Origin of the sequence: Micromonospora sp. NPDC050686 (genome assembly GCF_040654475.1) — a bacterium.
Taxonomy (GTDB): Bacteria; Actinomycetota; Actinomycetes; order Mycobacteriales; family Micromonosporaceae; genus Micromonospora.
On the sequence record NZ_JBFAID010000077.1, the window covers coordinates 1 to 23,151 of the forward strand.

At 72.1% G+C, this 23,151-nt stretch carries 19 protein-coding genes, 1 tRNA gene and 1 other RNA gene; 6 read left to right on the plus strand and 15 right to left on the minus strand.

The genetic code is table 11. The annotated features are described in order from the left end of the window. Window positions 1-71: 71 nt before the first annotated feature. The 7 genes from AB0H57_RS30215 to AB0H57_RS30245 all read right to left on the minus strand — a co-directional run bounded on the left by AB0H57_RS30215 (window position 72) and on the right by AB0H57_RS30245 (window position 7,483). Window positions 72-1,175 carry an oligopeptide/dipeptide ABC transporter ATP-binding protein gene (locus AB0H57_RS30215; protein ID WP_357512079.1) on the minus strand — a complete coding sequence of 368 codons (1,104 nt, stop codon included), beginning with the start codon at window positions 1,173-1,175 and terminating at the stop codon, window positions 72-74. Window positions 1,176-1,231: 56 nt separating this feature from the next. After that, window positions 1,232-2,383 carry an ABC transporter ATP-binding protein gene (locus AB0H57_RS30220; RefSeq protein ID WP_357512080.1) on the minus strand — a complete coding sequence of 384 codons (1,152 nt, stop codon included), beginning with the start codon at window positions 2,381-2,383 and terminating at the stop codon, window positions 1,232-1,234. A 171-nt stretch (window positions 2,384-2,554) separates the two neighbouring features. After that, window positions 2,555-3,517: an ABC transporter permease gene (locus AB0H57_RS30225; RefSeq protein ID WP_357512081.1), complete on the minus strand. Its 963-nt coding sequence runs from the start codon at window positions 3,515-3,517 to the stop codon at window positions 2,555-2,557. Next, window positions 3,514-4,518 carry an ABC transporter permease gene (locus AB0H57_RS30230; RefSeq protein ID WP_357512082.1) on the minus strand — a complete coding sequence of 335 codons (1,005 nt, stop codon included), beginning with the start codon at window positions 4,516-4,518 and terminating at the stop codon, window positions 3,514-3,516. Before AB0H57_RS30230 ends, AB0H57_RS30225 begins: the two co-directional genes overlap by 4 nt. Before the next feature lie 83 nt (window positions 4,519-4,601). Continuing rightward, window positions 4,602-6,266, minus strand: a complete 1,665-nt coding sequence (locus AB0H57_RS30235; protein WP_357512083.1) for an ABC transporter substrate-binding protein — start codon at window positions 6,264-6,266, stop codon at window positions 4,602-4,604. 309 nt (window positions 6,267-6,575) lie between these two features. After that, window positions 6,576-7,169: a recombination mediator RecR gene (gene recR, locus AB0H57_RS30240; protein ID WP_357512084.1), complete on the minus strand. Its 594-nt coding sequence runs from the start codon at window positions 7,167-7,169 to the stop codon at window positions 6,576-6,578. Between the two features lie 5 nt (window positions 7,170-7,174). Then, window positions 7,175-7,483, minus strand: coding sequence for a YbaB/EbfC family nucleoid-associated protein (locus tag AB0H57_RS30245; RefSeq protein WP_357512097.1), 309 nt, complete (start codon window positions 7,481-7,483; stop codon window positions 7,175-7,177). Between the two features lie 159 nt (window positions 7,484-7,642). On the opposite strand from AB0H57_RS30245, the gene AB0H57_RS30250 reads away from it, so the two are divergent. Further along, window positions 7,643-8,704, plus strand: coding sequence for a DUF2332 domain-containing protein (locus AB0H57_RS30250; protein WP_357512085.1), 1,062 nt, complete (start codon window positions 7,643-7,645; stop codon window positions 8,702-8,704). A gap of 8 nt (window positions 8,705-8,712) precedes the next feature. On the opposite strand, the gene AB0H57_RS30255 is transcribed toward AB0H57_RS30250, so the two are convergent. Both AB0H57_RS30255 and ffs read right to left on the minus strand, forming a co-directional pair. Next, a complete protein-coding gene (locus tag AB0H57_RS30255) occupies window positions 8,713-11,487 on the minus strand; it encodes a DNA polymerase III subunit gamma and tau (protein ID WP_357512086.1) in 2,775 nt (924 codons plus the stop codon). 191 nt (window positions 11,488-11,678) lie between these two features. Further along, window positions 11,679-11,769, minus strand: an RNA gene (gene ffs / locus AB0H57_RS30260) — signal recognition particle sRNA small type. Between the two features lie 81 nt (window positions 11,770-11,850). On the opposite strand from ffs, the gene AB0H57_RS30265 reads away from it, so the two are divergent. Further along, a tRNA-Ser gene (locus AB0H57_RS30265) sits at window positions 11,851-11,935 on the plus strand. A 79-nt stretch (window positions 11,936-12,014) separates the two neighbouring features. Here the strand turns inward: AB0H57_RS30265 and AB0H57_RS30270 are convergent. From AB0H57_RS30270 to AB0H57_RS30295, 6 genes are all read right to left on the minus strand, one after another. Continuing rightward, window positions 12,015-12,689, minus strand: coding sequence for a response regulator transcription factor (locus AB0H57_RS30270; protein WP_357512087.1), 675 nt, complete (start codon window positions 12,687-12,689; stop codon window positions 12,015-12,017). Continuing rightward, entirely contained in the window at window positions 12,686-13,930 is a 1,245-nt protein-coding gene (locus AB0H57_RS30275) for a histidine kinase (RefSeq protein WP_357512088.1), read from the minus strand. Before AB0H57_RS30275 ends, AB0H57_RS30270 begins: the two co-directional genes overlap by 4 nt. A gap of 96 nt (window positions 13,931-14,026) precedes the next feature. Beyond that, on the minus strand, window positions 14,027-15,055 hold the full coding sequence (locus AB0H57_RS30280) for an acyl-CoA desaturase (RefSeq protein ID WP_357512089.1): 1,029 nt from the start codon (window positions 15,053-15,055) through the stop codon (window positions 14,027-14,029). A gap of 42 nt (window positions 15,056-15,097) precedes the next feature. Next, window positions 15,098-16,309, minus strand: a complete 1,212-nt coding sequence (locus tag AB0H57_RS30285) for an acyltransferase (RefSeq protein ID WP_357512090.1) — start codon at window positions 16,307-16,309, stop codon at window positions 15,098-15,100. Further along, complete coding sequence (locus tag AB0H57_RS30290) at window positions 16,306-17,283, minus strand: alpha/beta hydrolase (RefSeq protein WP_357512091.1); 978 nt, start codon at window positions 17,281-17,283, stop codon at window positions 16,306-16,308. The genes AB0H57_RS30285 and AB0H57_RS30290 overlap by 4 nt, the downstream gene beginning before the upstream one ends. A 237-nt stretch (window positions 17,284-17,520) precedes the next feature. After that, window positions 17,521-19,164: an LPXTG cell wall anchor domain-containing protein gene (locus AB0H57_RS30295; RefSeq protein ID WP_357512092.1), complete on the minus strand. Its 1,644-nt coding sequence runs from the start codon at window positions 19,162-19,164 to the stop codon at window positions 17,521-17,523. A 178-nt stretch (window positions 19,165-19,342) separates the two neighbouring features. On the opposite strand from AB0H57_RS30295, the gene AB0H57_RS30300 reads away from it, so the two are divergent. From AB0H57_RS30300 to AB0H57_RS30315, 4 genes are all read left to right on the plus strand, one after another. Continuing rightward, on the plus strand, window positions 19,343-19,957 hold the full coding sequence (locus AB0H57_RS30300; RefSeq protein ID WP_357512093.1) for a hypothetical protein: 615 nt from the start codon (window positions 19,343-19,345) through the stop codon (window positions 19,955-19,957). Then, a complete protein-coding gene (locus AB0H57_RS30305; protein WP_357512094.1) occupies window positions 19,954-20,475 on the plus strand; it encodes a hypothetical protein in 522 nt (173 codons plus the stop codon). The genes AB0H57_RS30300 and AB0H57_RS30305 overlap by 4 nt, the downstream gene beginning before the upstream one ends. 791 nt (window positions 20,476-21,266) lie before the next feature. Then, the gene (locus AB0H57_RS30310) at window positions 21,267-21,995 is read left to right on the plus strand and encodes a hypothetical protein (protein ID WP_357512095.1); all 729 of its coding nucleotides are present in this window, start codon (window positions 21,267-21,269) and stop codon (window positions 21,993-21,995) included. A gap of 22 nt (window positions 21,996-22,017) precedes the next feature. Next, window positions 22,018-22,524 carry an NUDIX hydrolase gene (locus AB0H57_RS30315; protein ID WP_357512096.1) on the plus strand — a complete coding sequence of 169 codons (507 nt, stop codon included), beginning with the start codon at window positions 22,018-22,020 and terminating at the stop codon, window positions 22,522-22,524. Window positions 22,525-23,151 lie beyond the last annotated feature (627 nt).

The following is a 23,151-nucleotide window of genomic DNA, read 5'->3' on the forward strand; positions in this document are numbered from 1 at the left end:
CGCAGCAGGCGCAGCAGACGCGCCTGGTGCGGGTTCTCCGGTCGTACGACGACCACGCGAGGCGTGCCGGGTCAGACGTACGAGCCGGGCTCGCTGGGTGCGGAGACCACGCTCGGGTCCTCGCCCTCGTCGGCGGGTCGGGTGATCTGCGCGGTCACCTCGTGCGGGCGCAGCTCACCGCTGGCGATCTGCTCGGCCCAGTGGCAGGCCACCCGGCTGCCGCCGATGTCGCGCAGCACGGGCCGCTCGTCGGAGCAGCGGGTCGGCTGCGCCCACGGGCAGCGGGTGTGGAACCGGCAGCCGGACGGCGGGTTGGCCGGCGAGGGCAGGTCGCCGGCGAGCAGGATCCGCTCGCGGCGGTCCTCCAGGTCCGGGTCCGGCACCGGCACCGCAGACATCAGCGCCCGGGTGTACGGGTGCAGCGGCTCGGTGTAGAGCCGGTCGCTCGGCGCCTCCTCGACCAGCGCGCCCAGGTACATCACGCCGACGGTGTCGGAGATGTGCCGGACCACGGCCAGGTCGTGCGCGATCACCAGGTAGGTGAGGCCGAGGCTGTCCTGGAGCTCGTCGAGCAGGTTGACCACCTGGGCCTGGATCGACACGTCGAGCGCGGAGACCGGCTCGTCGGCGACGATCAGCTCCGGGCCCAGCACCAGCGCCCGGGCGATGCCGATGCGCTGCCGCTGGCCGCCGGAGAACTCGTGCGGGTAGCGGGAGAGCGCCCACCGGGGCAGCCCGACCTTGTCGAGCGTCTCGCCGATGATCTTCCTGCGCTCGTCCCGGCCGCCACCGATCCCGTGCGCCTGCAGACCCTCGGTGAGGATCGACTCGACGTTCTGCCGGGGGTCCAGGCTGGACATCGGGTCCTGGAAGATCATCTGCATCCGGCGCCGCAGCGTGCGCAGCTTGCCGGCCGGCAGCTTGCCCAGTTCCACGCCGTCGAAGACGACCTCGCCGGCGGTGGGCGGGGTGAGCTGGAGCAGCGCCCGTCCGAGCGTCGACTTGCCGCAGCCGGACTCGCCGACCAGCCCGTACGTCTTGCCACGCGCGATGCTCAGGTCGACGCCGTCCACCGCCTTGACGTGCCCGACCGTCCGGTCGAAGAGCACACCCCGCTTGATCGGGAAGTGCACCTTCAGGTCGCGCACCTCGACGAGGATGTCCTGCTCACTCATCGGTTCCCCCTTCGTTCGCGCCTGCGGGGCTCGCAAACCCGGCTCGCTCCTCGCGCTCATTGGGATCCCTCTTCGCGCGGGGCGGGGCCCAGGCCCGGCGGGGCCGGCGGGTCGGTCGGGACGGCCTGCGCCGGCACCGCACCCGGTTCGGCCGCCGTCGGCACGGCGGCGACGGCCTCGTCGCCGGACGGCGTCGCCCGGTAGAGGTTCTCGGCCTCGGCCGGCGTCGCACCGGGCACCGGGGCCGGGTTGACGCACCGGTAGCTGCGGCCGTCGTGGGCGAGCACCAGCTGCGGCGGTTCGCCCACGCACTCGTCGACCCGGCGGGTGCAGCGGGGCGCGAAGGCGCACCCCTCCGGCCAGGGCAGCACGTCGCGCACCGAGCCGGGGATGGGGTTGAGCCGCTCGCCGCGCCCGCCGTCCAGCCGCGGCACCGAACCGAGCAGACCCACGGTGTACGGGTGGCGAGGCTCGCGGAACAGCGGACGCCGGCGGGCGGTCTCCACCACCCGGCCGGCGTAGAGCACGTTGACGGTGTCGCACAATCCGGCCACCACGCCGAGGTCGTGCGTGATCATCACCAGTGCGGTGCCGGAGTCGCGGACCAGTTCCTTGAGCAGCTCCAGGATCTGCGCCTGGATGGTGACGTCCAGCGCGGTGGTCGGCTCGTCGGCGATCAGCAGCCGGGGCTGGCAGGCCACCGCCATGGCGATCAGGGCGCGCTGCCGCATCCCGCCGGAGAGCTGGTGCGGGTACTCCTTGAGCCGGCGGCGCGGGTCGGGGATGCCGACCCGGTCCAGCAGCTGCGCCGCCTCCTTGGTGGCGGCCTCGCCCTTCATGCCGCGGTGCCGGGTGAGCACCTCGGTCACCTGGACGCCGATCGGGACCACCGGGTTCAGCGAGGAGAGCGGGTCCTGGAAGATCATCGCGATGTCCCGGCCCCGGATGTCCCGCCGGGACCGGTCGTCGAGCTGGAGCAGGTCGGTGCCGTCGAAGACCGCCTTGCCGCCGACCCGCAGGCCGGGCTGCTTGGGCAGCAGGCCCATGATGGCCAGCGAGGTGACGCTCTTGCCGCAGCCGGACTCGCCGACCAGGCCGACCACCTCGCCGGCGTCGACCGAGAAGGAAACCCCGTCCACGGCGTGCACCGTGCGCTGCCCGCGCCGGGCGAACGTGACGGAGAGGTCGTCCACTTCGAGCAGTGCCATTACCGGTCCTCCGTTCGCGACTGCAGGTTCACTCCGCGCGCTTCACAGTTCCGGCTCTTCGTCCGCGACTGCGGGGCTCGCAAGCTCACTCCTCGCGCTTCACAGTCCCGGCTCTTCGTCCGCGACTGCGGGGCTCGCAAGCTCACTCCTCGCGCTTCACACATGCCGGACCTACTTCCGCAGCTTCGGGTCGAGGGCCTCGCGCATCGCCTCGCCGAGGAGGGTGAAGCCGAGCGCGGTGATGATGATCGCCACCGCCGGGTAGATCGCCAGGCCGGGCCGCACGCCGAGGTACGGCTGCGCTTCGGCGAGCATCACGCCCCACTCGGGGATGGCCGAGTTCTGGTTGCCCAGGCCGAGGAAGGACAGCGCCGCGGCCTCGATGATCGCGGTGGCCAGAGTCAGCGTGGCCTGGACGATCACCGGGGCGAGCGAGTTCGGCACCACGTGGGTCAGCGCGATCTTCGACTTCTTCACCCCGAGCGCGGTGGCCGCCAGCACGTAGTCGCTGTTGGACTGGGAGATCATCGAGCCGCGCAGCAGCCGGGCGAAGACCGGCACCGACACCACGCCGACCGCGATCATGACGGTGATCAGGCTGGGCCCGAGCAACGCGGCGATGCTCACCGCGAGCAGCAGGCTCGGCATGGCCAGCAGCATGTCGATGAAGCGCATCAGGGTGGAGTCGAGCCACCGGCCCCAGCGTCCGCCGAGCCCGGCCGCGGTGCCGGCGACCCCGCCGATCAGCGCGCCGATCGCCAGACCGATCAGGGTGGCGACCACACCGACCAGCAGGGTCTGCCGGGCGCCGACGATCAGCCGGCTGAACTCGTCCCGGCCCTGGTGGTCGTAACCGAGCCAGTGGGCGCTGTCGATGCCCGGGATGACCCCGGGCTTGATCAGGCCGTCCCGGATGCCCATCGAGTCGGTCGGCGAGTAGGGCACCAGGAAGGGCCCGACCAGCGCCACCACGACGAACAGGGCGAAGATGACCGCGCCGACGATGGCGGCCGGGTTGCGCCGCAGCCGGCGGAGCGCCTCCTGCCAGAGGCTGACACCCTGCTCGTCCTGCCGGGCGGCGAGTTCGGAGAGGCGGTCCAGCTTCTCGCGCTTCTTGCCTGCGGTGATGGTCATCGCACCCTCACCCTCGGGTCGATCACGCTGTAGGAGAGGTCGACGATCAGGTTCACCAGCACGTACACCACCGCAATGATCATGATGAAGCCCATCAGCACGGGATAGTCGCGCTGGCCGATCGCCTCGGCGACGAACGCGCCGATGCCGCTGAAGGCGAAGACGGTCTCGGTCAGCACCGCGCCGGAGAGCAGGCCGCCGGTGAGCAGGCCGATGGACGTGGCGACCGGCAGCATCGCGTTGCGCAGCACGTGCCGGCGGCGGACCGTGTTCTCGGTCAGTCCCTTGGCCTCGGCGGTCCGGACGAAGTCCTCACCGAGCACCTCCAGCACGCTGGCCCGGGTGATCCGGACGATGATCGCCAGCGGGATGCTGGCCAGCGCGATGCCCGGCAGCACCAGGTGCCAGAGGGCGTCGGCGGCGGCGTCCCACTCGCGGGTCATCAGCCCGTCGAGGAGGAAGAAGTTGGTGACCCGGGTCGCCCCGAGGGTCGGGTCCTGCCGGCCGCTGGACGGGAACCAGTGGAAGTGCTCCGAGAAGATCGCCTTGAGCACGTACGCCAGGAAGAAGACCGGGATGCAGATGCCGATCAGCGAGCCGCCGACCGAGGCGTGGTCGAGCAGTCGGCCCCGCCGGCGGGCGGCCAGGTAGCCCAGCGGGATGCCGATGCCGATGGCGATGATCATCGCCATCAGGGTCAGCTCCACGGTGCCGGGAAAGCGCTCCAGGAACTCGGTGGTGACCGCCCGCTTGGTGGAGGTCGAGGTGCCCAGGTCGAGCTTGATCAGGCGGCGCAGGAAGCGCGCGTACTGGACCAGGATCGGTTCGTCGAGGCCGAGGTTGCGCCGGATCTGCGCGCGCATCTCCGGCGTGCCGCGCTCACCCAGGATCGCGGTCTCGGGCCCGCCGGGTAGGCGGTGCAACCAGATGAACAGCAGGACGGAGAGCCCGAACAGCGTCGGTATCAGCTGTAGCAGGCGCCTGACGATGAAGCGGAACACGGCGGCCTCGGAGGGGGTGCGGAGGGGTGCGGGCGGGCGCCGTGGAGACGACGCCCGCCCGCGTTGGTGCACTCAGGTCAGGTTCAGGACTTGAACTCTGCGGTCGCGTACCGCTCGTCGGTGAGCGGGCTCGCCTTGATGCCGGTCACGTCCTTGCCGAACACGATGGCCGGCGGGGAGTGCGAGATCGGCACACCCGGCATGAAGTCCATGATCGCCTTGTTGAGGGCCTTGTACTTCTCCGTCCGAGCCGCCGCGTCGGCGGTGGTGTCGGCGTCCTTGAACTGGGCGAAGAGCTCCGGGTTGTTGAAACCCCACTCCGGCTTCACCCGGTCGAAGAAGGTGCCGATGAAGTTGTAGCCGTCGCCGTAGTCACCGGTCCAGCCCAGGAAGTGCACGTCGTGCGCCGACCCGGAGGTGGTGGCGTTGAGGTAGTCCGGGCTCCACTTCAGCGGGATGGCCTGGACCTTGATGCCGACCGCCTGCAGGTCCGCCGAGAGCAGCTCGAAGATGTCCTTCGGGTTCGGCATGTACGGCCGGGTGACCTCGGTCGGGTAGTGGAACCGCAGGGTCAGGTTCGACGCGCCGGCCTCGGCCAGCAGCTGCTTGGCCTTCTCCGGGTTGTAGTCGTACTTGGTGACGTCGCCGTTCCAGCCCTCGACGGTGTCCGGCATGAAGTTCACCGCGACCTTGGCGCCCGGGGGCAGCTTCGAGTCGACCAGCGCCTGACGGTTCAGCGCGTACGCGATGGCCTGCCGGACCTTGACGTCGGCGAGCTTCGGGTTCCCCTTCTGGTTGATCGCCAGGTAGAGGATGTTGAACGCGGGCCGGGTGAGGACGTTGAAGCCCTCGTTCTTCAGCGGCTCGACGTCGGCCGGGCCGACCAGGTCGTAGCCCTGGATGTCACCCGAGCGGAGCGCCTGCTTGCGGGCGTTCTCGTCCGAGATCGTCTTGAAGATGATGGTCTTCAGCTTGGCCTTGTCGCCGTAGTAGTCGTCGTTGCGCTCGATGGTGAGCGTCTTGTTCGCGACGTCCCAGGCCTTGAACTTGAACGGGCCGGTGCCGGTCGGGTGCTCCAGCGCGTACGCCGGGTACTTGATGTCCTCGGCGGTGCCGCCGACGTTGCTCGCGTCGTACTGCTCCAGGGCCTTCGGGCTGTGGATGGAGAACGACGGCAGCATCAGGGCGGCCGGGATCTTGCTGGAGACCCGGGTGAAGGCCAGGTCGACAGTGGTGGCGTCCTTGGCGGTGCAGGACTTGAAAAGGCTCGGCGGCAGGTCGGCGCTCTCGTTCTTGGCGAAGCCGCCCATGACGTCCTGCCAGTACGCCGTCACGTCCGGGCTCTGCATGAGGCCCTTGGCGTTGAACCAGCGGTCGAAGTTCTTGCAGACCGCCTCGGCGTTGAACTCGGCGCCGTCGTGGAACTTCACGCCGGAGCGCAGCTTGAAGGTCCAGACCGTACCGGTCGAGTCCGGAGTCCAGGACTCGGCCAGCCCCGGGGTGACCTTGGTGCCACCCTCCTCCGGGCGGACCAGGGTCTCGAAGACCTGACGCGCCACGCGCAGCGACTCACCGTCGCTGGCGAAGCTGGGGTCGAGCACCTTCGGGTCTCCGGCGACGCCGAAGACGAGGGTGTCCTTCTTGCTACCTCCGGAACCACTGTCGCGATCGCTCTCGGCGCATCCTGCTACCGCGAGAGCCGCGACCGCGACGGCCGCGACAGCGGCCTTCGGCCTGGGTGCACGCATGGTGTGCTTCACCTCGTCCTTGGGGGAACGGACAACGTGGTGACAGGGGTCACCGATGGCGGTGACCTTAGCCCCCGTTCGGACCACCGGGAAACTGCCGGCGAAGCGGTTGGTACCGGATCGTGTCTTAACCGGTGCGCTGGAGGCCCTTCGGTGTCACATGTGGCGGCGATAAGAACCTTTTACCCCCTTTGCAGGTTGGCCGATTTGTTACATCGACGGCCACCGGCCAGGTCCACATGTCAGAACAACGAACGGCCGGCGCCGGGGCTCCGGCGCCGGCCGTCACGAGGCCCGATCGGGTACGCGTCACACCGCGCGCCGCCCCTCGAAGGCCCGGCCCAGCGTGATCTCGTCGGCGTACTCCAGGTCACCGCCGACCGGCAGGCCGCTGGCCAGCCGGGTCACCGCGATCCCCATCGGCTTGACCATCAGGGCCAGGTACGTCGCCGTCGCCTCACCCTCGGTGTTCGGGTCGGTGGCGAGGATCAGCTCGCGCACCGCGCCGCCGCCCAACCGGGTCATCAGTTCCCGGATGCGCAGGTTGTCCGGCCCGATACCCTCCAGCGGATTGATCGCCCCGCCGAGCACGTGGTACCGGCCGCGGAACTCACCGGTCCGTTCGATCGCGACGACGTCCTTCGGCTCCTCCACCACACAGAGCACCTCGTCGGACCGGCGCGGGTCACGGCAGATCCGGCACTGCTCGGACTCGGCCACGTTGTAACAGGTGGTGCAGAACCGCACCAGGTCCTTGACCCTGCGCAACGCGCCGGCGAGCCGGTTGACGTCGGTCGGGTCGGCGGACAGGACGTGGAAGGCGATCCGCTGGGCGCTCTTCGGTCCCACCCCCGGGAGCCGGCCCAGCTCGTCGATCAGGTCCTGGATGGCACCCTCGTACATCTGGCTCAGAACCCGGGCAGGCCGAGGCCGCCCATCCCGCCCGCGACCGGGCCCATCTTCTGCTCGGTCAGCTCGCGGGCCGCCTCGGCGGCGTTGTGCACGGCCGCCACCACCAGGTCCTCCAGCGTCTCCACGTCCTCCGGGTCGACCGCCTTCGGGTCGATCTTGATCGCCTTCAGCTCGCCGGTGCCGACGACGGTGGCGGTGACCAGGCCACCGCCGGCGGTGCCGGTCAGCTCGGCGTCGGCCAGCTCGGCCTGCGCCTTGGCGATCTGTTGCTGCATCTTCTGCGCCTGCTTCAGCATCTGCTGCATGTTCGGCTGTCCACCTGGGCGCACGGATGGCTCCTTCTCGCACTCGTCTGCTCGGCCGCGCTCAGCCTAACCGCTGTGAGCAGGCTCGCCCCGCCCGGCACTTCCCGGATCGTCCGGGTCCGGCGGACGATCAGGGAACCGATCCGGAGAGGGAGGCCGATGTCCTGGGAGCAGGCCGCCGAGGCCATGGCACGGCAGGCGGTGGCGTGCGCGGGGTTGGCCGCCGGCCTCTGCGCCGACCTGCTGGACCGCGCCGCCGCCGACGTCCGGGCCGGCGGCCCGTGCGCCAAGGTCATCACCGGGTACGCGGACGCCCCGCCGGACGCCGCCGTACCGCTGCGCCTGCTCGGCGGCGTGCACGCGCTCGTGCTCTCCGGGCGGGCTCCCGAGCTGGCCCGGTTCTATCCCAGCGCCGGCGGCGCGTACCGGCCGGCGGACGCCGACGCCTGCTGGGCCGCGTTCCGGGCGATCGTCGCCACCGAGCGGGACGCCCTGCGGCCCTGGCTGCGCCGCCCACCGCAGACCAACGAGGTGGGCCGGGCCAACCTGCTGCTGGCGGGCCTGCTGTACGCCCTCCGCCGGCTCGGCCCGCGCCCGGTACGGCTGGTCGAGCTGGGCACCAGCGCCGGATTGAACCTGCGCGCCGACCGGTTCCGGGTGACCGCGACCGGGCTGGGCTGGGGACCGGCGGACTCCCCGGTCGTGCTGCCCGAGGCGTGGCGGGGCGGGGCGCCGGGCTGGCTGCGGGAGGCCGCGCGGGCGTACCCCGAAGTGGCCGTGGTCGAGCGGCTGGGCTGCGACGTCACGCCGCTCGACCCGGGCAGCGCGGCCGGCGCGCTGGCGCTGCGGGCGTACGTCTGGCCGGAGCACACCGCGCGGGCGGCGCGACTGGCCGGTGCCCTGGAGCTGGCCCGGCGGGTGCCGGCCCGGGTCGAGGCGGCGGGTGCGGCCGACTTCCTGGCCGGCCTCCGGCCGGCACCGGGGGTGCTCACCGTGGTGTGGCACTCGGTGATGCGCCAGTACGTGCCCGCCGCCGAGTGGGCCCAGGTCAGCGCCGAGATCGACCGGCTCGCCGTCGCCGGCCCGGCGTTCGCCCACCTGTCGTTCGAGCCGGACCCGGTCGACCGGGGGCGGTTCACGCTACGGGCCCGGATCGGCGCCGGACCCGACCGGGAACTCGCCGAGGCACACCCGCACGGCCTGCCCGCCTGGACCGGCTGACCCGGTCGCTAGCGGGCGTCCACCTCGCCGATCTTCTCGGCCCCGAAGACCTCGCGGAGCAGCCGTACCGCCTGTTCCTCGCTGGACTGCCGGGCGGTCCGCTCGTCGATCACCTCGTCGAGCGGCTCGTCGCCCGGGTCGAACCCCTCGTAGGCCGGCGCGGCGGGCGGCCCACCGGAACGGCCGCCCACCGGACCGTCGTAGTCCGGGTCGTAGGGCGGCTCGCCCGCCCAGTCGGCGTCCGCGGTCTTCCGCGCCGGCTGCGCGGTCCGCTGGGCGGCGGCCGCCGCCGCGGCCCGCGCCGCCGCGATCGCGCTGCTCACCGGGGGCCCGCCGCCCGCCACCGGTGACGGCTCGGCCGGGCTCGGCTTCGGTACGGCCGGGGCGGCCGGCGCGGCGACGGCCGTTCCGGTCGCCGGGGCCCCGTCGAGGCGGGCCGCCTCGGGCCAGGCGTCCTCGTTTCCGCCGGGCGTGCCCGGCGCGCCGCCCGGACGGGCCGGCTCCGGCCAGGCGTCACCGGACGCCGTCGGCGCCTCCGGCCCGCCGGGGCGAGCCGGCTCGGGCCAGTCCTCGTCGTCCTCGCCGGCACCCGCTCCGGGGCCCCGGCCGTCCGACCCGCCCTGCCGCGCCCGGCCTCCCGGGTCACCCTGGGGCGCGCGGCCACCCGAGTCGCCGGGCGGCGCGCTTTCCGGATCACCCTGCGGCACCCGGCCTCCCGGGCCACCCTGCGGGCCGCGTCCACCCGGATCGCCCGGGCCGGTGCCCGTCGCCCGCTCCGGACCGCCGGCCGAGCGCGGCTCCTCGGGACCGCCGCCCGGGCCACCGGCGTCCGCGGGGGCCGGCCGGGTCGCCGGGCGGGCCGGACCACCGAGGGTGGCGGCACCCCGCTCACCGGCCACCTCGCAGCGGATCTGCCAGCGACCGCCGAACTCCTCGTACAGGGCGTCGGTGAGCACCTGCGCGTGGTCGGCCATCATCCTGGCCAGCACCGTGGACTTCACGGTCAGCACCAGGGTGTCCCCGTCGAGGTCACGGACCACCGCGTCGCGCATCAGCGCCGCGATCCGCTTGTTGCTCCGGTTGACCTTGCCGACCACCTCGGGCCAGGCCCGCCGGACCGCGACGGCGTCCAGCGCCCCGGGAGCGGACCCGCCGGGCCGGGGCGGGGCGGGGGTGGCCGGGTCGGGCAGCACCGCCGAGGGCGGCACCGGCCGGCGGGCGGCGGGCCCGGAGGTGTCGGAGACCGGGCCGGTCGGGGCCGGACCGCCCGGCGGGGCGGAACGGGCCGACGACGGACCACCCGGCACCGCAGCCGGGGCCGGCGACGAGTCATCCACAGCCGGTGCGCCAGCGGGAGCCGCGCCGCCGGAGGCAGCAGCACCGGCGGCGGCACCGGAGGTGGGACGGGTGGCGGCCGTACCGGTGGTCCGGGCCCCGGCGGCCGCGGCGGCGGCACGCGCGGCGGCCGCCCCGGAAGGTACGCCGGCAGCCGCCGGCTGGCCGGCGGTCTCCGGGCCCAGCGCGGCGGCAGCCGCGGCCGGGGCGGGAGTCGCCGGGCGTACCTCCGCGGGGTGGGCTACCGGCGCGGAGCCGGCGGCGGCCGACGGCGGTTCGCCACCACCCAGGGTGAGCCGGCGTTCCATCCGCTCCAGGCGCTGGAGCAGGCCGCCGGTCGTGTCGTCGGTGCCGGGCAGCAGCATCCGGGCGCAGATCAGCTCCAGCAGCAGCCGGGGCGCGGTGGTGCCGCGCATGTCGACCAGGCCGTTGTGCACGATGTCGGCGCAGCGGGACAGCGCGGCCGGGCCAAGCCGCTGGGCCTGGGCGGCCATCCGCTCGATCTGGTCGGCCGGGCCGTCGATCAGGCCCTTGGCGGCAGCGTCCGGCACCTGCTGGAGCACGATCAGGTCGCGCAGCCGCTCCAGCAGGTCCGCGGCGAACCGGCGCGGGTCGTGCCCGGCCTCGGCGACCCGGTCGACGGTGGCGTACGCGGCCGCGCCGTCCCCGGCGGCGAGCGCGTCGCACATCTCGTCGATCAGCGCCGAGTCGGTGACCCCGAGCAGCGCGGCGGCCCGGGCGTAGCCGACCCCCTCCGGGCCGGCGCCCGCGATGAGCTGGTCGAGCACCGACAGGCTGTCCCGGGCGCTGCCCCCACCGGCGCGCACCACCAGCGGGAAGACCGCCGGCTCGACGGTCGCGCCCTCCGCCTCGCAGAGCTGCTCCAGGTACGGCCGGAGCACCTTCGGCGGGATCAGCCGGAACGGGTAGTGGTGGGTCCGCGACTTGATCGTGCCGAGGACCTTCTCCGGCTCGGTGGTGGCGAAGATGAACTTGACGTACTCCGGGGGCTCCTCGACCAGCTTGAGCAGCGCGTTGAAGCCGGCCGACGAGACCATGTGCGCCTCGTCGATGACGTAGATCTTGAATCGGCTGCGGGCCGGGGCGAAGAACGCCTTCTCGCGCAGCTCGCGGGCGTCGTCGACGCCGCCGTGGCTGGCCGCGTCGATCTCGATGACGTCGATCGAGCCGCCGCCGTCGTTGGCCAGCGAGCGGCAGGACTCACACTGCCCGCACGGCTCGGGGGTGGGGCCCTGCTCGCAGTTGAGCGAGCGGGCCAGGATCCGCGCACTGGAGGTCTTGCCGCAGCCCCGGGGGCCGGAGAAGAGGTACGCGTGGTTGAGCCGCCCGCTGCGCAGCGCCTGCGACAGCGGCTCGGTGACGTGCTCCTGGCCGATGACCTCGGCGAAGGTACGCGGCCGGTACTTGCGGTAGAGCGCCAGCGTCACTCGTCCCGCCTCCTCTCGACCGAGCCATTCTGCGCCCGTCGCCGCCGACTGACCACCCACCACCCCGCCCGGCGTCCAAGGAGCGGGGGCAAGGAGGGTCCCCCGCTTGACGCTTCCGGTAGAGGCGGGCCCCCGCTTAACACCTGAGCGCCCACCCCGAGCGACCGCGCCCGCGGAGCCGGTACAGACAGAAAGGCCCCCCGTGCACCCGTCAGAGCCCGCTTATCCTTGCTGCCTTCCGGCCCTGGGGAGGTTCACGAGATGCACGCCGCACGGGGGGTACGCCCAGCCTACCCGACGGCTTGTCGATCTTCAGGGGGTGGTGGGGTGTCCTGCCCGCCGGGGACCTGTATCCTGGCTCGCGGAGGATTCGCCTAGAGGCCTAGGGCGCACGCTTGGAAAGCGTGTTGGGTTTACACCCTCACGAGTTCGAATCTCGTATCCTCCGCTCTCTTGAGCAGGGAAACGTCAGGGCCGGCCCCACGGGGACCGGCCCTGAATCGTCTCTCCGGTCAGTTGCGGACGAACTACTCGCCCGCGGTCACCAGCCCCGATTCGTACGCGAACACCACCGCCTGGGCGCGGTCGCGCAGGTCGAGCTTGGTGAGGACGCGGCTCACGTGCGTCTTCACCGTCTGCTCGGCCACCACCAGCGTCTCCGCGATCTCCGCGTTGGACTGGCCGCGGGCCACCAGGGTGAGCACCTCGGTCTCGCGTTCAGTCAGGGCCTTGAGCCGCAGCGCGGGCCTGCCCGGCGCCGCGGGACGTTGCCGGGCGAAGTCCGCGATGAGGCGGCGGGTCACGGAGGGGGCGAGCAGCGCGTCGCCCGAGGCGACGACGCGTACGGCCGCGATGAGGTCGGCCGGCGGCGCGTCCTTCAGCAGGAATCCGCTCGCGCCCGCCCGCAGCGCCTCGTAGACGTAGTCGTCGATGTCGAACGTGGTGAGCATCAGGACGCGCGGCCGGTGTGCCACGCCCGGCGGGGGCGAGAGGAGGCGGCGCGCTGCCTCGAGGCCGTCCATCTCGGGCATGCGGACGTCCATCAGCACGACGTCGGGGCGGGTGCGCCGGCTGAGCTCGACGCCCTGCGCGCCGTCGGGGGCCTCGCCCACCACGTCTATGTCGCTCTGGGCGGCCAGCAGCGCGGCGAAGCCGGCTCGTACCATCGCCTGGTCGTCGACGATGATGACGCGCGTCGTCACGTGAGGGTCCTTTCGGTCAGGGGAAGTTGGGCGGCCACCCGGAACCCGCCGTCCGGCAGCGGCCCCACGTCGAGGGTGCCGCCGAGGATCCGCACCCGCTCGCGCATGCCGACGAGGCCGTGGCCGGTGCCGCCCACCTCCAGCGGCGCGGCGGGCGGCACGGGCGGCGGCCCGTTGACGACGAGGACGGTGAGCTGCGGCCCGTCCTCCGACACTGACACCGACACCCGCGTCGGAGCACCCGGCGCGTGCCGCACGACGTTCGCGAGGGCCTCCTGGACGATGCGGTACGCGGCGAGTGCCTCCGCCTCGGGCACGTCGGCGTCGCAGGGGGTGAACTCCACCGGCACGCCCGCCCTCGCCGTCGCTTCCGCCAGCTGCCCGATCCGGGTCAGGCCCGGCTGGGGTGCGAGCTCGCCGTGCGCCTCCTCGTTCCGCAGCACGCCGAGAAGCCGACGCATCTCACCGAGCGACTGGCGCGCGGTCGCCGCGATGGAGGCGAACTCCTCCTGCACGTCCGGCGGCAGCCCCTGGAGGCGGTACGCCGCGCTGTCCGCCTGCACCGTGATGACGGACATGTGGTGCGCCACCACGTCGTGCAACTCGCGTGCGATGCGGGCGCGTTCTTCCAGCAGCGTCCGCCGACCGCGCTCGGCCTCGCTGATCGTCTCCTGCTCGGCCAGCTTGCGCTGCGCCTCGTACCGCTCGCGGAGCGCACCGGCGAGCACGAGCGCGACGCCGCTGAGAATGATGATCAGTGTGCTGCCGCCGCTCGCGCCGTGGGGCGTGACGAACTCCAGGCCGACGCCCGCAGCCGCCGTCGCCAGCCACACCAGCAGCAACGTCCGGCGCGGCTCGCGCAGGCCGAGGGCGAGGCAGAGGCCGACGTACCCGATGATCTGCATGGGTGGAAACGGCCACGCCGACTGCTTATCGAGGTCGGCGGTGAGCAGGACGAGCGCCCCGGCGACGTCCGCGACGAAGATCACGTACCAGGCCCGCAGCGGACGGAAGACGGCGAGCAGCAGCGGTGCCGTCTGCGCGATGGCCAGCGCGCTCGCGATGCCGCCGTTCAGGCCGTAGTCGACGCTGAGCACCTGGATGGTGGTGGGCAGCAGGACGACGAACAGCACGAACGCCACGCCCCACGGCAGCAGCCGTACCCACCGACGTGAAGCCCCCGCGAGCAGCGCGCGCGAGCGTTCCTCCCTCCGCGGGCGCCCCTCCATGAGGAAGGTCATGGGCGCCAGCCTACGTGCGGCGGGACCGCGTCAGGACACTCCCGGCTGTCGGGCGGACCCGGCCGGGACGGCCGCCGCCGCGGCAGCGGGCGCCCCCTACCCACGTGCTCCCGCCACGCGCAGCGGTTCGCCCACCTCGTGCATGTGCCGCAGCGCCTCCCGGTAGGAGTCGATGAGGCCGGTCTCCGCGTAGGGCATGCCGACGTCGCGGCAGTGGGCCCTGACCATGGACTGGGCGAGCCTCAGGTGGGGGCGGGGCATGCTGGGGAACAGGTGGTGCTCGATCTGGTAGTTGAGGCCGCCGAGGAACCAGTCGGTGAGGACGCTGCCCCTGATGTTGCGGGACGTGAGGACCTGGCGGCGCAGGTGTCCCCACTTCTCGCCGTCGGGGTCGGGCATCTCCATCCCCTTGTGGTTGGGCGCGAAGGCCATGCCCAGGTGAAGCCCGAAAAGGGCTTGATGGAGCGCGGCGAAGACGAGTGCGTGCGCGAGCGGCATGGTGGTCAGGAGCAGGGTGACGTAGCCGGCGAGGTGGGCGACGAGGAGCACGCCCTCCACCAGGCGCTCCCGGCCGGTCTGGCGGCGCAGGTCCTGCAGGCCGTGCAGCTTCAGGGCGACGCCTTCGAGGAGGGTGAGCGGGAAGAAGAGCCATGCCTGGTGGCGGGTGAGCCAGGCGCGGAAGCCCGTGCGGGTGGCGGCCTGCTTGCCGGTGAAGACGAGGACGTCCGCGGCGACGTCCGGGTCCTTGTCGATGTGGTTGGGGTTGGCGTGGTGGCGGTTGTGCTTGTCGTTCCACCAGGCGTAACTCATGCCGAGCAGCAGGTTGCCGTGGATGAGCCCGATCCGGCGGTTCGTGGCGCGGTTGCCGCTGATCTGGGCATGGCCCGCGTCGTGTCCGATGAACGCCGTTCGGGCGCACAGGACGGCGAGGGCGGGGGCGAGAACGAGTACCCACCACGAACCGCCGATCAGCGCCATGCCGGTGACGACGGCGGCCAGGCTGAGCGCGTTGGTCGCGATGGTGCGTGCGTACCAGCCGGTGCGCCGGCGGAGCAGATCCTGCGCCCTGACTTCGCGCAGCAGGGAGGTGAACTCGCTGCTCGTGTCCGGTGGGGACTGCCTCATGGTCGTGCTCCTATGTTCGATACGGGGGTGCGGATCCATCGCTCACGCCACCAGCGCGAAGTAGCCGAAGCCCGCTGCCAGCACGCCCGCCGCCGCACGACGGGCCACGCCGGTGCGGTCCCACGGGGTCTCCAGGGGCCGGGCGAGCTTCGCGATCACCACCAGCATCCCCGCGAGGAGCGGCATCCAGGCCATCCGCGCCAGGAGCCATCCGGCCGTGTCCGGCGCGGAGGTCAGGCCGGGGACCTCGCCGAAGTACGCGGCGGGGATCGCGGCGGCGAGCATCGCCGTCTGGTGCCAGCACAGGATCGTCATCGCCGACAGATTGATGATCACCACCGGAACCCAGCTGGCGGGGCGCCGCAGCAGCCGGGCCAGCCGGTCGCGCAGCAGGATCGCCGCACCAGACTGGGCGCCCGCGAGCGCCACGACCAGCAGGGACGGCGGGTGGGAGTTGGTACGGGACTCGCCGGGCACGCCCACCATCGACGCCGGATAGTGGAAGGCGAGCAGCAGGGTGGCGAACAGGGCCACGCCGCCCACCAGCAGCAGCCACGCCTCGCGGCGGCCCAGCCGCTTGTCCGCCCAGGTCACGCCCAGCTGGTAGGCGAACATCCAGCCCGGCAGCAGATTGAGCAGGCTCAGCCACGACGGCATCGCCTCCGCGTACGGCCCGTAACGCAGGAAGTCGACCACCGCGACCGAGCCGAGCAGCGGGGCAGCGGACCAGAAGCCCAGACGCCGCGAGGCCCGGACACAGTACGGCGTGAGGGCCGTGATCACCGCGTAGACGCCGACGAACCACAGGGGCTGGACGACCAGTGTCGCCGCGGTGCGCAGGGTCGCCGTCGGAACGCCGAAGCCGTGATGGAGGGCGGGGAGCAGCAGCGCCCACACGGCGGTGACACCGAGAACGGGGCGGCCCAGGCGAGCGAGCCGACCGGTGATCCACTCGCCCGTCGAACCCTTGCGGCGCTGGTAGGAGAGGTACGAGGAGTAGCCGCCGACCAGGAAGAAGACGCCCAGCAGTTGGAGGATCCAACTGGCCGGGCCCAGCGCGCCGAACGTGGCCAGCGGGCTGGCGCTGTGCAGGACACCGCCGGTGTCGAGGGTGAAGCCGCCGACCAGCCAGTGGCCGGTCGGGACGGCCAGGAGCGCCAGCGCGCGCAGGCCGTCGATGGCGCGGTCGCGGTGGGCGGGTGTCCGCTCGTCGATCCTGGCGGTGAGCGCCGTGAGCTTCGTGGGCATCGTCATCGCAGGTCTCCCGCGGCGATCGCTGCGAACGCGGTCAGGGTGGAGGTGCCCGGGTCGAAGTACCGGTCGTGCGCCGGGACGTCGTCGGCGGGCAGGACGGTCGCGCCGAAGTCGGGCGAGGTGGGGTCCGCGCCGTGGCCCAGGCCCAGGAACTCGACATGGGGGACGCGGCCGATCCAGTCGTCCGGGGACTTCGCCGCCCAGACGCGGGCATCGGTGCCCAGCCCGGTGACGTCGTCGGCGCGCATGCCGGGCGATCCCATGACGACGATGTCGCTTGCGTCGGTGTCGGCGGCGGCGAGGCCGCAGACCACCGAGCCGTAGCTGTGGCAGAAGAGGGTGGGGTCCGGGAGGCCGGACGCGTCCAGGCCGGCGGTGAAACGGCTGAGGCGCCTGGCACCGGCCTCGGCGAGCCGGCCCGTCGCCTGGTCGAGGCCGATGCCGGAGGGGGTCAGGTAGCCGGCCCAGGCGATGACGGCCGTGTCGTCGCCCGCCTCCGCCTGGAGGTCGGCGGCCCGCTGCGCCGTACGGTCGAAGGTCGAGATGTCGATGCCCGAACCCGGGACGAGCACCGCGACCTTGGCGGCGTTCTCCAGATCACCCACCACCTGCGCGATCAGCCCGCGGCCACGCGGGTCGTACGCGAGGACCTGGTCGCCGGCGGGGGCGTTGGCCTCGTAACGGAGTTCGACCGGGGCACCGTCGAGGTTGCCCACCACGGCGGGGTGATCCTCGACGAGCCGCTGCTGCTGGGCACCGGTCAGACCGCCGAAGAAGATCGCCACTTCGGCCGGCGTGGCGGTGGCCGGGTCCGGCAGCTCCCTGCCCAGCGAGTCGTCCGCCAGCCAGGCGGCGGTACCGGGCAGCGGCCCGCCCTGCATGGACACGCTACTCGCCGAGGCCCCGCCCGCCGTGCCGCCGACCAGCAGCGTGGTCAGTACGGCGGTGCTGAGGATCTTTTTGAAGCGGCGCATCCGTCCGTCCCCCTCTGGTCTCGTCGACGGAGAGAAAGGTAGGAAGGCGGTCGGGAGCGGGGCATCACACTGGGGAGCCAGATCGGAAGTGATACGCCGGTAGGGGGTGGACCAGGTGTCGACGAGGGCCGGCCCCGGGTTGAGGCCGGCCTTCGTCGTACCAGGGCAGCGTCAGCCGAGCACCGAGATCGACGAGTTGGCGCCGGCCGTGCCGGTGATCAGCTGTGCCGAGACTTCTCAGGCTTCGTCGGCGGCCTCGGCCGACCGACGGCGACGGCGGGTGACCAGCAGGAGCACCGCACCCGCGAGCACCAGGGCCGCGCCGGACCAGATCACCGCGCTCGACATGCCGGTACGCGGCAGGCTTCCGCCGATGCCACCCGGCTCGCTCGGGGACCCGGTGACCTCGACCGGCCCACCGGTGCCGGTCGACGGACTCGGCGCGCCCGTCGGCGCCGGGCCGGACGGGCTGGCCGTCGGGCTGACGGTCGCGCTGGGGCTGGGGCTGGGGCTGGGGCTGGGGCTGGCCGAGGCATAGCCGATCTCCGCCCGGTCGTTGCGCTCGTTCTGCGGGTGCTCCGCGAGGCGCTCGTCCAGCCGGAAGCTGACCTCGCCCGGGGCACCGCCAGCCTTGGTGATCTCCACCCGGAACCGGAAGAGTCGCTCCGCGTCCGGGCCGAACGTCTCCTGGACGACCGGGCACCCGTAATGGGTGGTCGAGTAGTCCCAACAGGCCGGGTCGGGGGTGGTGACCCGGACCCAGTCCGGGAACCGGATCTCGGCCGTCAGCTCCCGCCCGCCCAGGGCGGACTTGCCGGAGATCCGCACGCCTGCCTGGACGTCCACCTCAGTGCCGACCGCGCCGGTGAGGGTGGCGCCCACGGCAACCACGTCGTACTGGTTGCGGACGCGGTACTTGACGGCCCCGAAGTTGTCCATGTAGTCGATCTCGGTGAAGTCGGCGGCCTGCGCGGAGACCGCCCGCATGGTCAGCTTGGGCCCGCTGCCGGGCGCCATGTCCAACCGGGACCACTCCGGCATCGACTCCCCCAGCGGCAGGACATCGGTCCAGGTCAGGAAGTCACCCACCGCGTCCGGCGCCAGCCGGACGTCCAGGCCACCGACCACCTCGTACGTCCGGCCCGGCTCGATCGGCACCTCGAAGTCACAGGCGACGACCCGGTACCGCGGCTGCGGCTGACCGTAGCGGCAGTTGGCGTGCGAGCCGGGGAGCGCGCCGACCGGCCCATGGAACCACATCGTCACGCCCGTGGTCGGCTTACCGCTCGCGTTCGTCAGCCGGACGGGCTGGTGCCGGGTCGCCCCGGCCGGGACCGTCACGATCGGGTAGTCGGGGAAGGTGAAGGGCTCCGGGTCGAGCAGCACCAGATCCGGTCCGTCCTTGATGGCCAGATCGACGCTGGTCCGCTCGACCGTGGTCAGGCCCTCGGGCTGGGCGGTGACCGTGAACGTGGCGGCGTCACCGAACCGCGCGGTCGCCTTGGGCGTGAACCGGACCGGCAGGCGGTGGTGCGTCCCGTTCTGCTCGCCGACCTCGCAGGTGAGAAGGGAGGAACTCTGCTGGACACACTGGTGGTCCGGTCCGCTCAGCGCGTCAGCGGCCACGCTTATGTCGGCGAGGGCCGCGGCCTCGCCGAGGTCCAGGGTTATCGTGCCGGACTTCGCGTAAGCCCCGTACCAGGTCAACCACATCAGCTTGCCGGGCGCGCCGCCCTCACCGAGATACACCGACAGCGTCCACGCACGCAGATGCGGCGGGAAGTCGGCCTGCGCGGGAGCCGCGACGGCCGCCCCGACGAGGGCCGCCAGGCAGAGCGCCACCAGAGATCGAATCAACGTCTTCCCGGCGAGGGCAGGCACGGATCACGTCCTTGAAGAGGGGGATGCCCGGACGCTAACAGAGCGCGCGCCCACGTGGGGGGCGGAGCGGCGGGGCCCGCCCCGGTACGGTCCGGGTGGGCTCCGGTACCGCCGGGCGGGGACGGACCGCCGTCGTACACATGTTCCATCCACAGCCTGTGGACACCGAGAGGATCGAATGAGTTACCAGCTCAGCGCGGTGGTGGCCGACGTGGAGCTGCTGCGCGGGCAGACGGTGGGCCTGGATCACGTGGTGCTGGCCGCGCTGCGGCAGGACTTTGCGCTGGTGCCGGTGACCCCGCAGCTGGTCGAGGAGCTGACCGGCGTCCTACCCGACTTCTCCGCCGACGGCCCCGGCCCGGAGCGGCCGTTCCACCTGCTGCTCTCGCCGGCGCTGACCGAGCTGCTGGGCCGGTGGTCGCGGGAGGGGCCGGTGGCGTACCTGGAGGCCGAGTTCTCCGGGGGCGCGGGTCACCAGGCGGCGGTGGTCTGGCTCGGCGGCGAGGTCGCCTGGGGGCCCGGCTTCGACGCTACGTTGGACGGGCCGCGCGCCGAGTGGCCGATCAACGCGGCGCTGGCCCGGCTGGGCGCCGAGCCCGGCCCGTGGATCGACCACTTCGCCGAGCTCGGGCTGCACCTGGAGCGGGACAACGCCGGCTGGCTGACCCACGGCCGGCGCGGGCTGACCGCCGACTACTGGGACGAGCTGGCCGAGGAATGGGAATCGAAGGAATCCGGCAACGACCAGCAACCTGAGCGACCCGGCCCCGTTGGGGACTGGGGGAGCTCATGAAATTGCGGCAATTCGCCTTCATCGCCACGCTGCTGGTTGCCGCCTCGGCGGTCGGCAGCGGCGTGCAGGCGCCACGGATCACCACACCCGCCGGCAACACCGAGGTGATCGACCTCAACGGCGTAGGCGGAGTGGAGTTCGGCGACAGCGAGCAGGAACTGACCCGGCGCGGCATTCTCCGCTCCGATGTGGACGCGTGCGGTCCGCTGCTCGCCGGGCACGGCTCGGTCAGCCCGATCTTCGTCGACGACCGGCTGGTGCTGCTCTGGGCAGACGACCCGATGAGCACCCCGGAGGGGATCGGCGCGGGCACGCCGGTCGCCGAAGTCTGGGCCCGCTACCCGTCGGTGACCCGGCTGCGCGCCCCGGGCGGGACGTACCGGTTCGACGGCCTGCTCGCCCGCAGCGGCGACCGCGCGTATCTGTTCCTTCACGATGGACGGGTGGTCCGCGAGACCATCGCCGGGTACGCCGACTGGGCCCACCGCCTCTTCGACGAGGGCTACAGCCCCTGCTGATCGGCGGGGGCCCCAACCCGAGGACCATCGCGATCGACCAGCTCCCGGACATGACCGCGTGGTGACGACCTGATCGGCAGGGGCCGGCCCCGTCGGGGGCCGGCCCCCTCTCGCGTACGCGCAAAACGCGATCGCGTATGCGCCGCACGTATACCGGGCAGTCACGGAGCAGGTTGAATAAGCCGATGACCGCATCGTCGAGGCGAGCCCGTTGTGCCCGTTGCGAGGCCGACCTGGCGACGGACAACGACTCCGGGCGCTGCGCGCCCTGTCAACGGGCGGAGCGGGACCGGATCGCCGCCGCGCCCGAGGTTCCGGCCACCTTCTGGTCCCACGAGCCACTTCGGCGAGCGTTGGCGGGGCGGCATCTCGGCCACGCGATCCGCGCCTACCGCCACCACCCCTACCACGGGCGGCAGCCGTTGCCCCAGGCCACGGTGGCCGCCTGGTTCGGGATCACGCAGGCGCAGCTCAGCCGCGTCGAGAACGGACCGCCGATCGTGCACCTCGACCGACTGACACATTGGGCTCGGGTATTGCGGATACCCGCACACGCCCTGTGATTCGATCTTTCGCCGGGGCCGAAAGACGCTCCGTCGCCCGTCGACGGGGAAACCGGCCTTCACCTGATCCGCGCACTCCGGTCCGCGGACCGGCAGATCGGCGGCAAGAACCTCTACGGCAGCGTGATCGCACACCTCGCCGCCTTCGCCGGTCCGTCGGAACGGTCACCGTCCATCCCTTGCCAGGCGCTGAAGGCGGCAGCCTCGCTGCACGAGATGGCCGGTTGGATGGCGCACGACTCCGGGGACTCCACCACGAGCCGCCGGCACTTCCGCGAGGCGTTAGCGCTCGCCGTCGACAGCAGGGACCAGCTCCTGGCCGGCCAGGTCCATGGCAGCCTGAGCCACCTCGCCTGTCACGACGGGAACGGCGACGCGGCGATCTCGCACGCCACCGACGGACTCGGCGTCGTCGCCCGTGAGGAAGCGAGCGCCGGGGTTCGCGCCCGACTGTTCGCCTTGCAGGCGCGCGGCTTCGCATCGGCGGGCCGCACCCTGGACTGCCACTCTTCTCTACAACTAGCCGAGGCCGCTCTCGCCGAGGCAGCGGCCTCGCACGCTGCCTGGCTGAGCCCGTTCGACCGCACCTCGCTGGACATCGAGGTGGCCCGGTGTCTGCTTCGCCTCGGCGACGTCACGGCCGCCCTCCGCACCCTCGGCGGCGTCGTCGCCGGTGAACCCATCGGTCGGGTACGAAGTCAGGCGTTGGCCCGGCTGCTCCTGGTCACCGCGCTGGTCGGGCAGGCCCGGATCGAGGAAGCGTGCCTGCTCACCCATCAAACCATCGACCTCACCCACGGGCTCGGCTCCGCTGTCGTCCTCGACCAGCTACGGCATCTCACACTGCTGCTGCGGTCGCACACCAGCGGGTGCCCAGACGTGCCACAACTTCTGGACCGACTTCGCGACACGTTCCAGGAACGGAGCTGGGTGACGCTGCCGCTGCCGGCAGGATGAGAGCCCCCCCACAATGGTCGTCATGGCCAACGAGCGTCCCCTATACGAGCGAGATCCGGCTGCCTGGCAGGCCCACCTCGCCGAAGGCAACGCGCGGCAGCCCCGGAAGCGAGTCGGTGTCGACGTGCTGCTGCGCAACGGACGCGGCGAGATTCTTCTCGTCGACCCTCGATACAAGCCGGACTGGGATCTGCCGGGCGGCATGGCGGAGGCGAACGAGCCACCCCATCGCACCGCAGAGCGGGAACTTCGCGAGGAACTCGGCCTGGAGTTGCACGTCGGGCCGATGCTGGTGGTGGACTGGGTGGCACCGCACGGGCCGTGGGACGACAGCTTGATGTTCATCTTCGACGGCGGCGTGCTGCCCTCTGCCGAGCATCCGCGGCCGGCTGATGACGAGCTGAGGGAAGCCCGGTTCGTTCCGCTCGACGGTGCGCGGGCATTGCTTCGCCCGTATGTGTGGCAGCGGTTGCGTCACGCGGTCGACGCGCTCGGCGACGGGCGGCCGAGGTATCTGACCGTGCCATGATCGTTGGCAGCCGAGCAGCAGCTACCCCGGCGTGTCGAGTCGCTCAGCGACCAACGATCATGCACGGGGTGGTCAGGCCGGCGGGCTGACGGCCACCGCCAGCCGCACTGCGGCGAAAACTGAGACCACAAGCGGAACACCCGGTGCGATCCTCGCGGATCGACCGGGCGTTCTCGCATTTCACGAGCGGTGGCGGAGGGATTCGGAGGGCGTAAACCCTCACACGCTTTCGAGGTCTGCGATCATGCGTCCAGGCCGGTCCAAAAGTGCACATGACCACTGGTTCCGCTGTCCGTTGGACTGACATGGATGACCGCGTACGGCAGCGAATGAGACCGCAGTTGAGACCGCCCGTCTCCAACCGAGCGGAGCTTGACCTCTTCGTCTTAAGGCTGACCGCGTGACGGATTGCCGGCGAAGCCGTTGCTGCCGTGTCTGGCAAGCCGGTCGCGAGCTCCGGCCGGCTGGCCGCAGACTCTGTTGGTGTCGTTTGGTTGTTGGGAGTTGGCGCTGCACAGCGACCAGGCCGCGCCGGAACGTGTCAAGGGATTGAGGCCAACGGGAGTTAAGCGGCTTGTCGTTGCGGCTCGGGCTTGTTGATCCAGACCTGTTCGGGCAGGTCGAGGA

Bases quoted from the DNA above. Each gene is read 5' to 3' on its own strand.
- AB0H57_RS30225 (WP_357512081.1), bottom strand. From the start codon at position 3,517: ATGACCATCACCGCAGGCAAGAAGCGCGAGAAGCTGGACCGCCTCTCC.
- AB0H57_RS30315 (WP_357512096.1), top strand. From the start codon at position 22,018: ATGGCCAACGAGCGTCCCCTATACGAGCGAGATCCGGCTGCCTGGCAG.
- AB0H57_RS30220 (WP_357512080.1), bottom strand. From the start codon at position 2,383: ATGGCACTGCTCGAAGTGGACGACCTCTCCGTCACGTTCGCCCGGCGC.
- AB0H57_RS30310 (WP_357512095.1), top strand. From the start codon at position 21,267: ATGGCGCACGACTCCGGGGACTCCACCACGAGCCGCCGGCACTTCCGC.
- AB0H57_RS30235 (WP_357512083.1), bottom strand. From the start codon at position 6,266: ATGCGTGCACCCAGGCCGAAGGCCGCTGTCGCGGCCGTCGCGGTCGCG.
- AB0H57_RS30250 (WP_357512085.1), top strand. From the start codon at position 7,643: ATGTCCTGGGAGCAGGCCGCCGAGGCCATGGCACGGCAGGCGGTGGCG.
- AB0H57_RS30285 (WP_357512090.1), bottom strand. From the start codon at position 16,309: ATGACGATGCCCACGAAGCTCACGGCGCTCACCGCCAGGATCGACGAG.
- AB0H57_RS30305 (WP_357512094.1), top strand. From the start codon at position 19,954: ATGAAATTGCGGCAATTCGCCTTCATCGCCACGCTGCTGGTTGCCGCC.
- AB0H57_RS30275 (WP_357512088.1), bottom strand. From the start codon at position 13,930: ATGACCTTCCTCATGGAGGGGCGCCCGCGGAGGGAGGAACGCTCGCGC.
- recR (WP_357512084.1), bottom strand. From the start codon at position 7,169: ATGTACGAGGGTGCCATCCAGGACCTGATCGACGAGCTGGGCCGGCTC.
- AB0H57_RS30215 (WP_357512079.1), bottom strand. From the start codon at position 1,175: ATGAGTGAGCAGGACATCCTCGTCGAGGTGCGCGACCTGAAGGTGCAC.
- AB0H57_RS30290 (WP_357512091.1), bottom strand. From the start codon at position 17,283: ATGCGCCGCTTCAAAAAGATCCTCAGCACCGCCGTACTGACCACGCTG.
- AB0H57_RS30280 (WP_357512089.1), bottom strand. From the start codon at position 15,055: ATGAGGCAGTCCCCACCGGACACGAGCAGCGAGTTCACCTCCCTGCTG.
- AB0H57_RS30245 (WP_357512097.1), bottom strand. From the start codon at position 7,483: ATGCAGCAGATGCTGAAGCAGGCGCAGAAGATGCAGCAACAGATCGCC.
- AB0H57_RS30300 (WP_357512093.1), top strand. From the start codon at position 19,343: ATGAGTTACCAGCTCAGCGCGGTGGTGGCCGACGTGGAGCTGCTGCGC.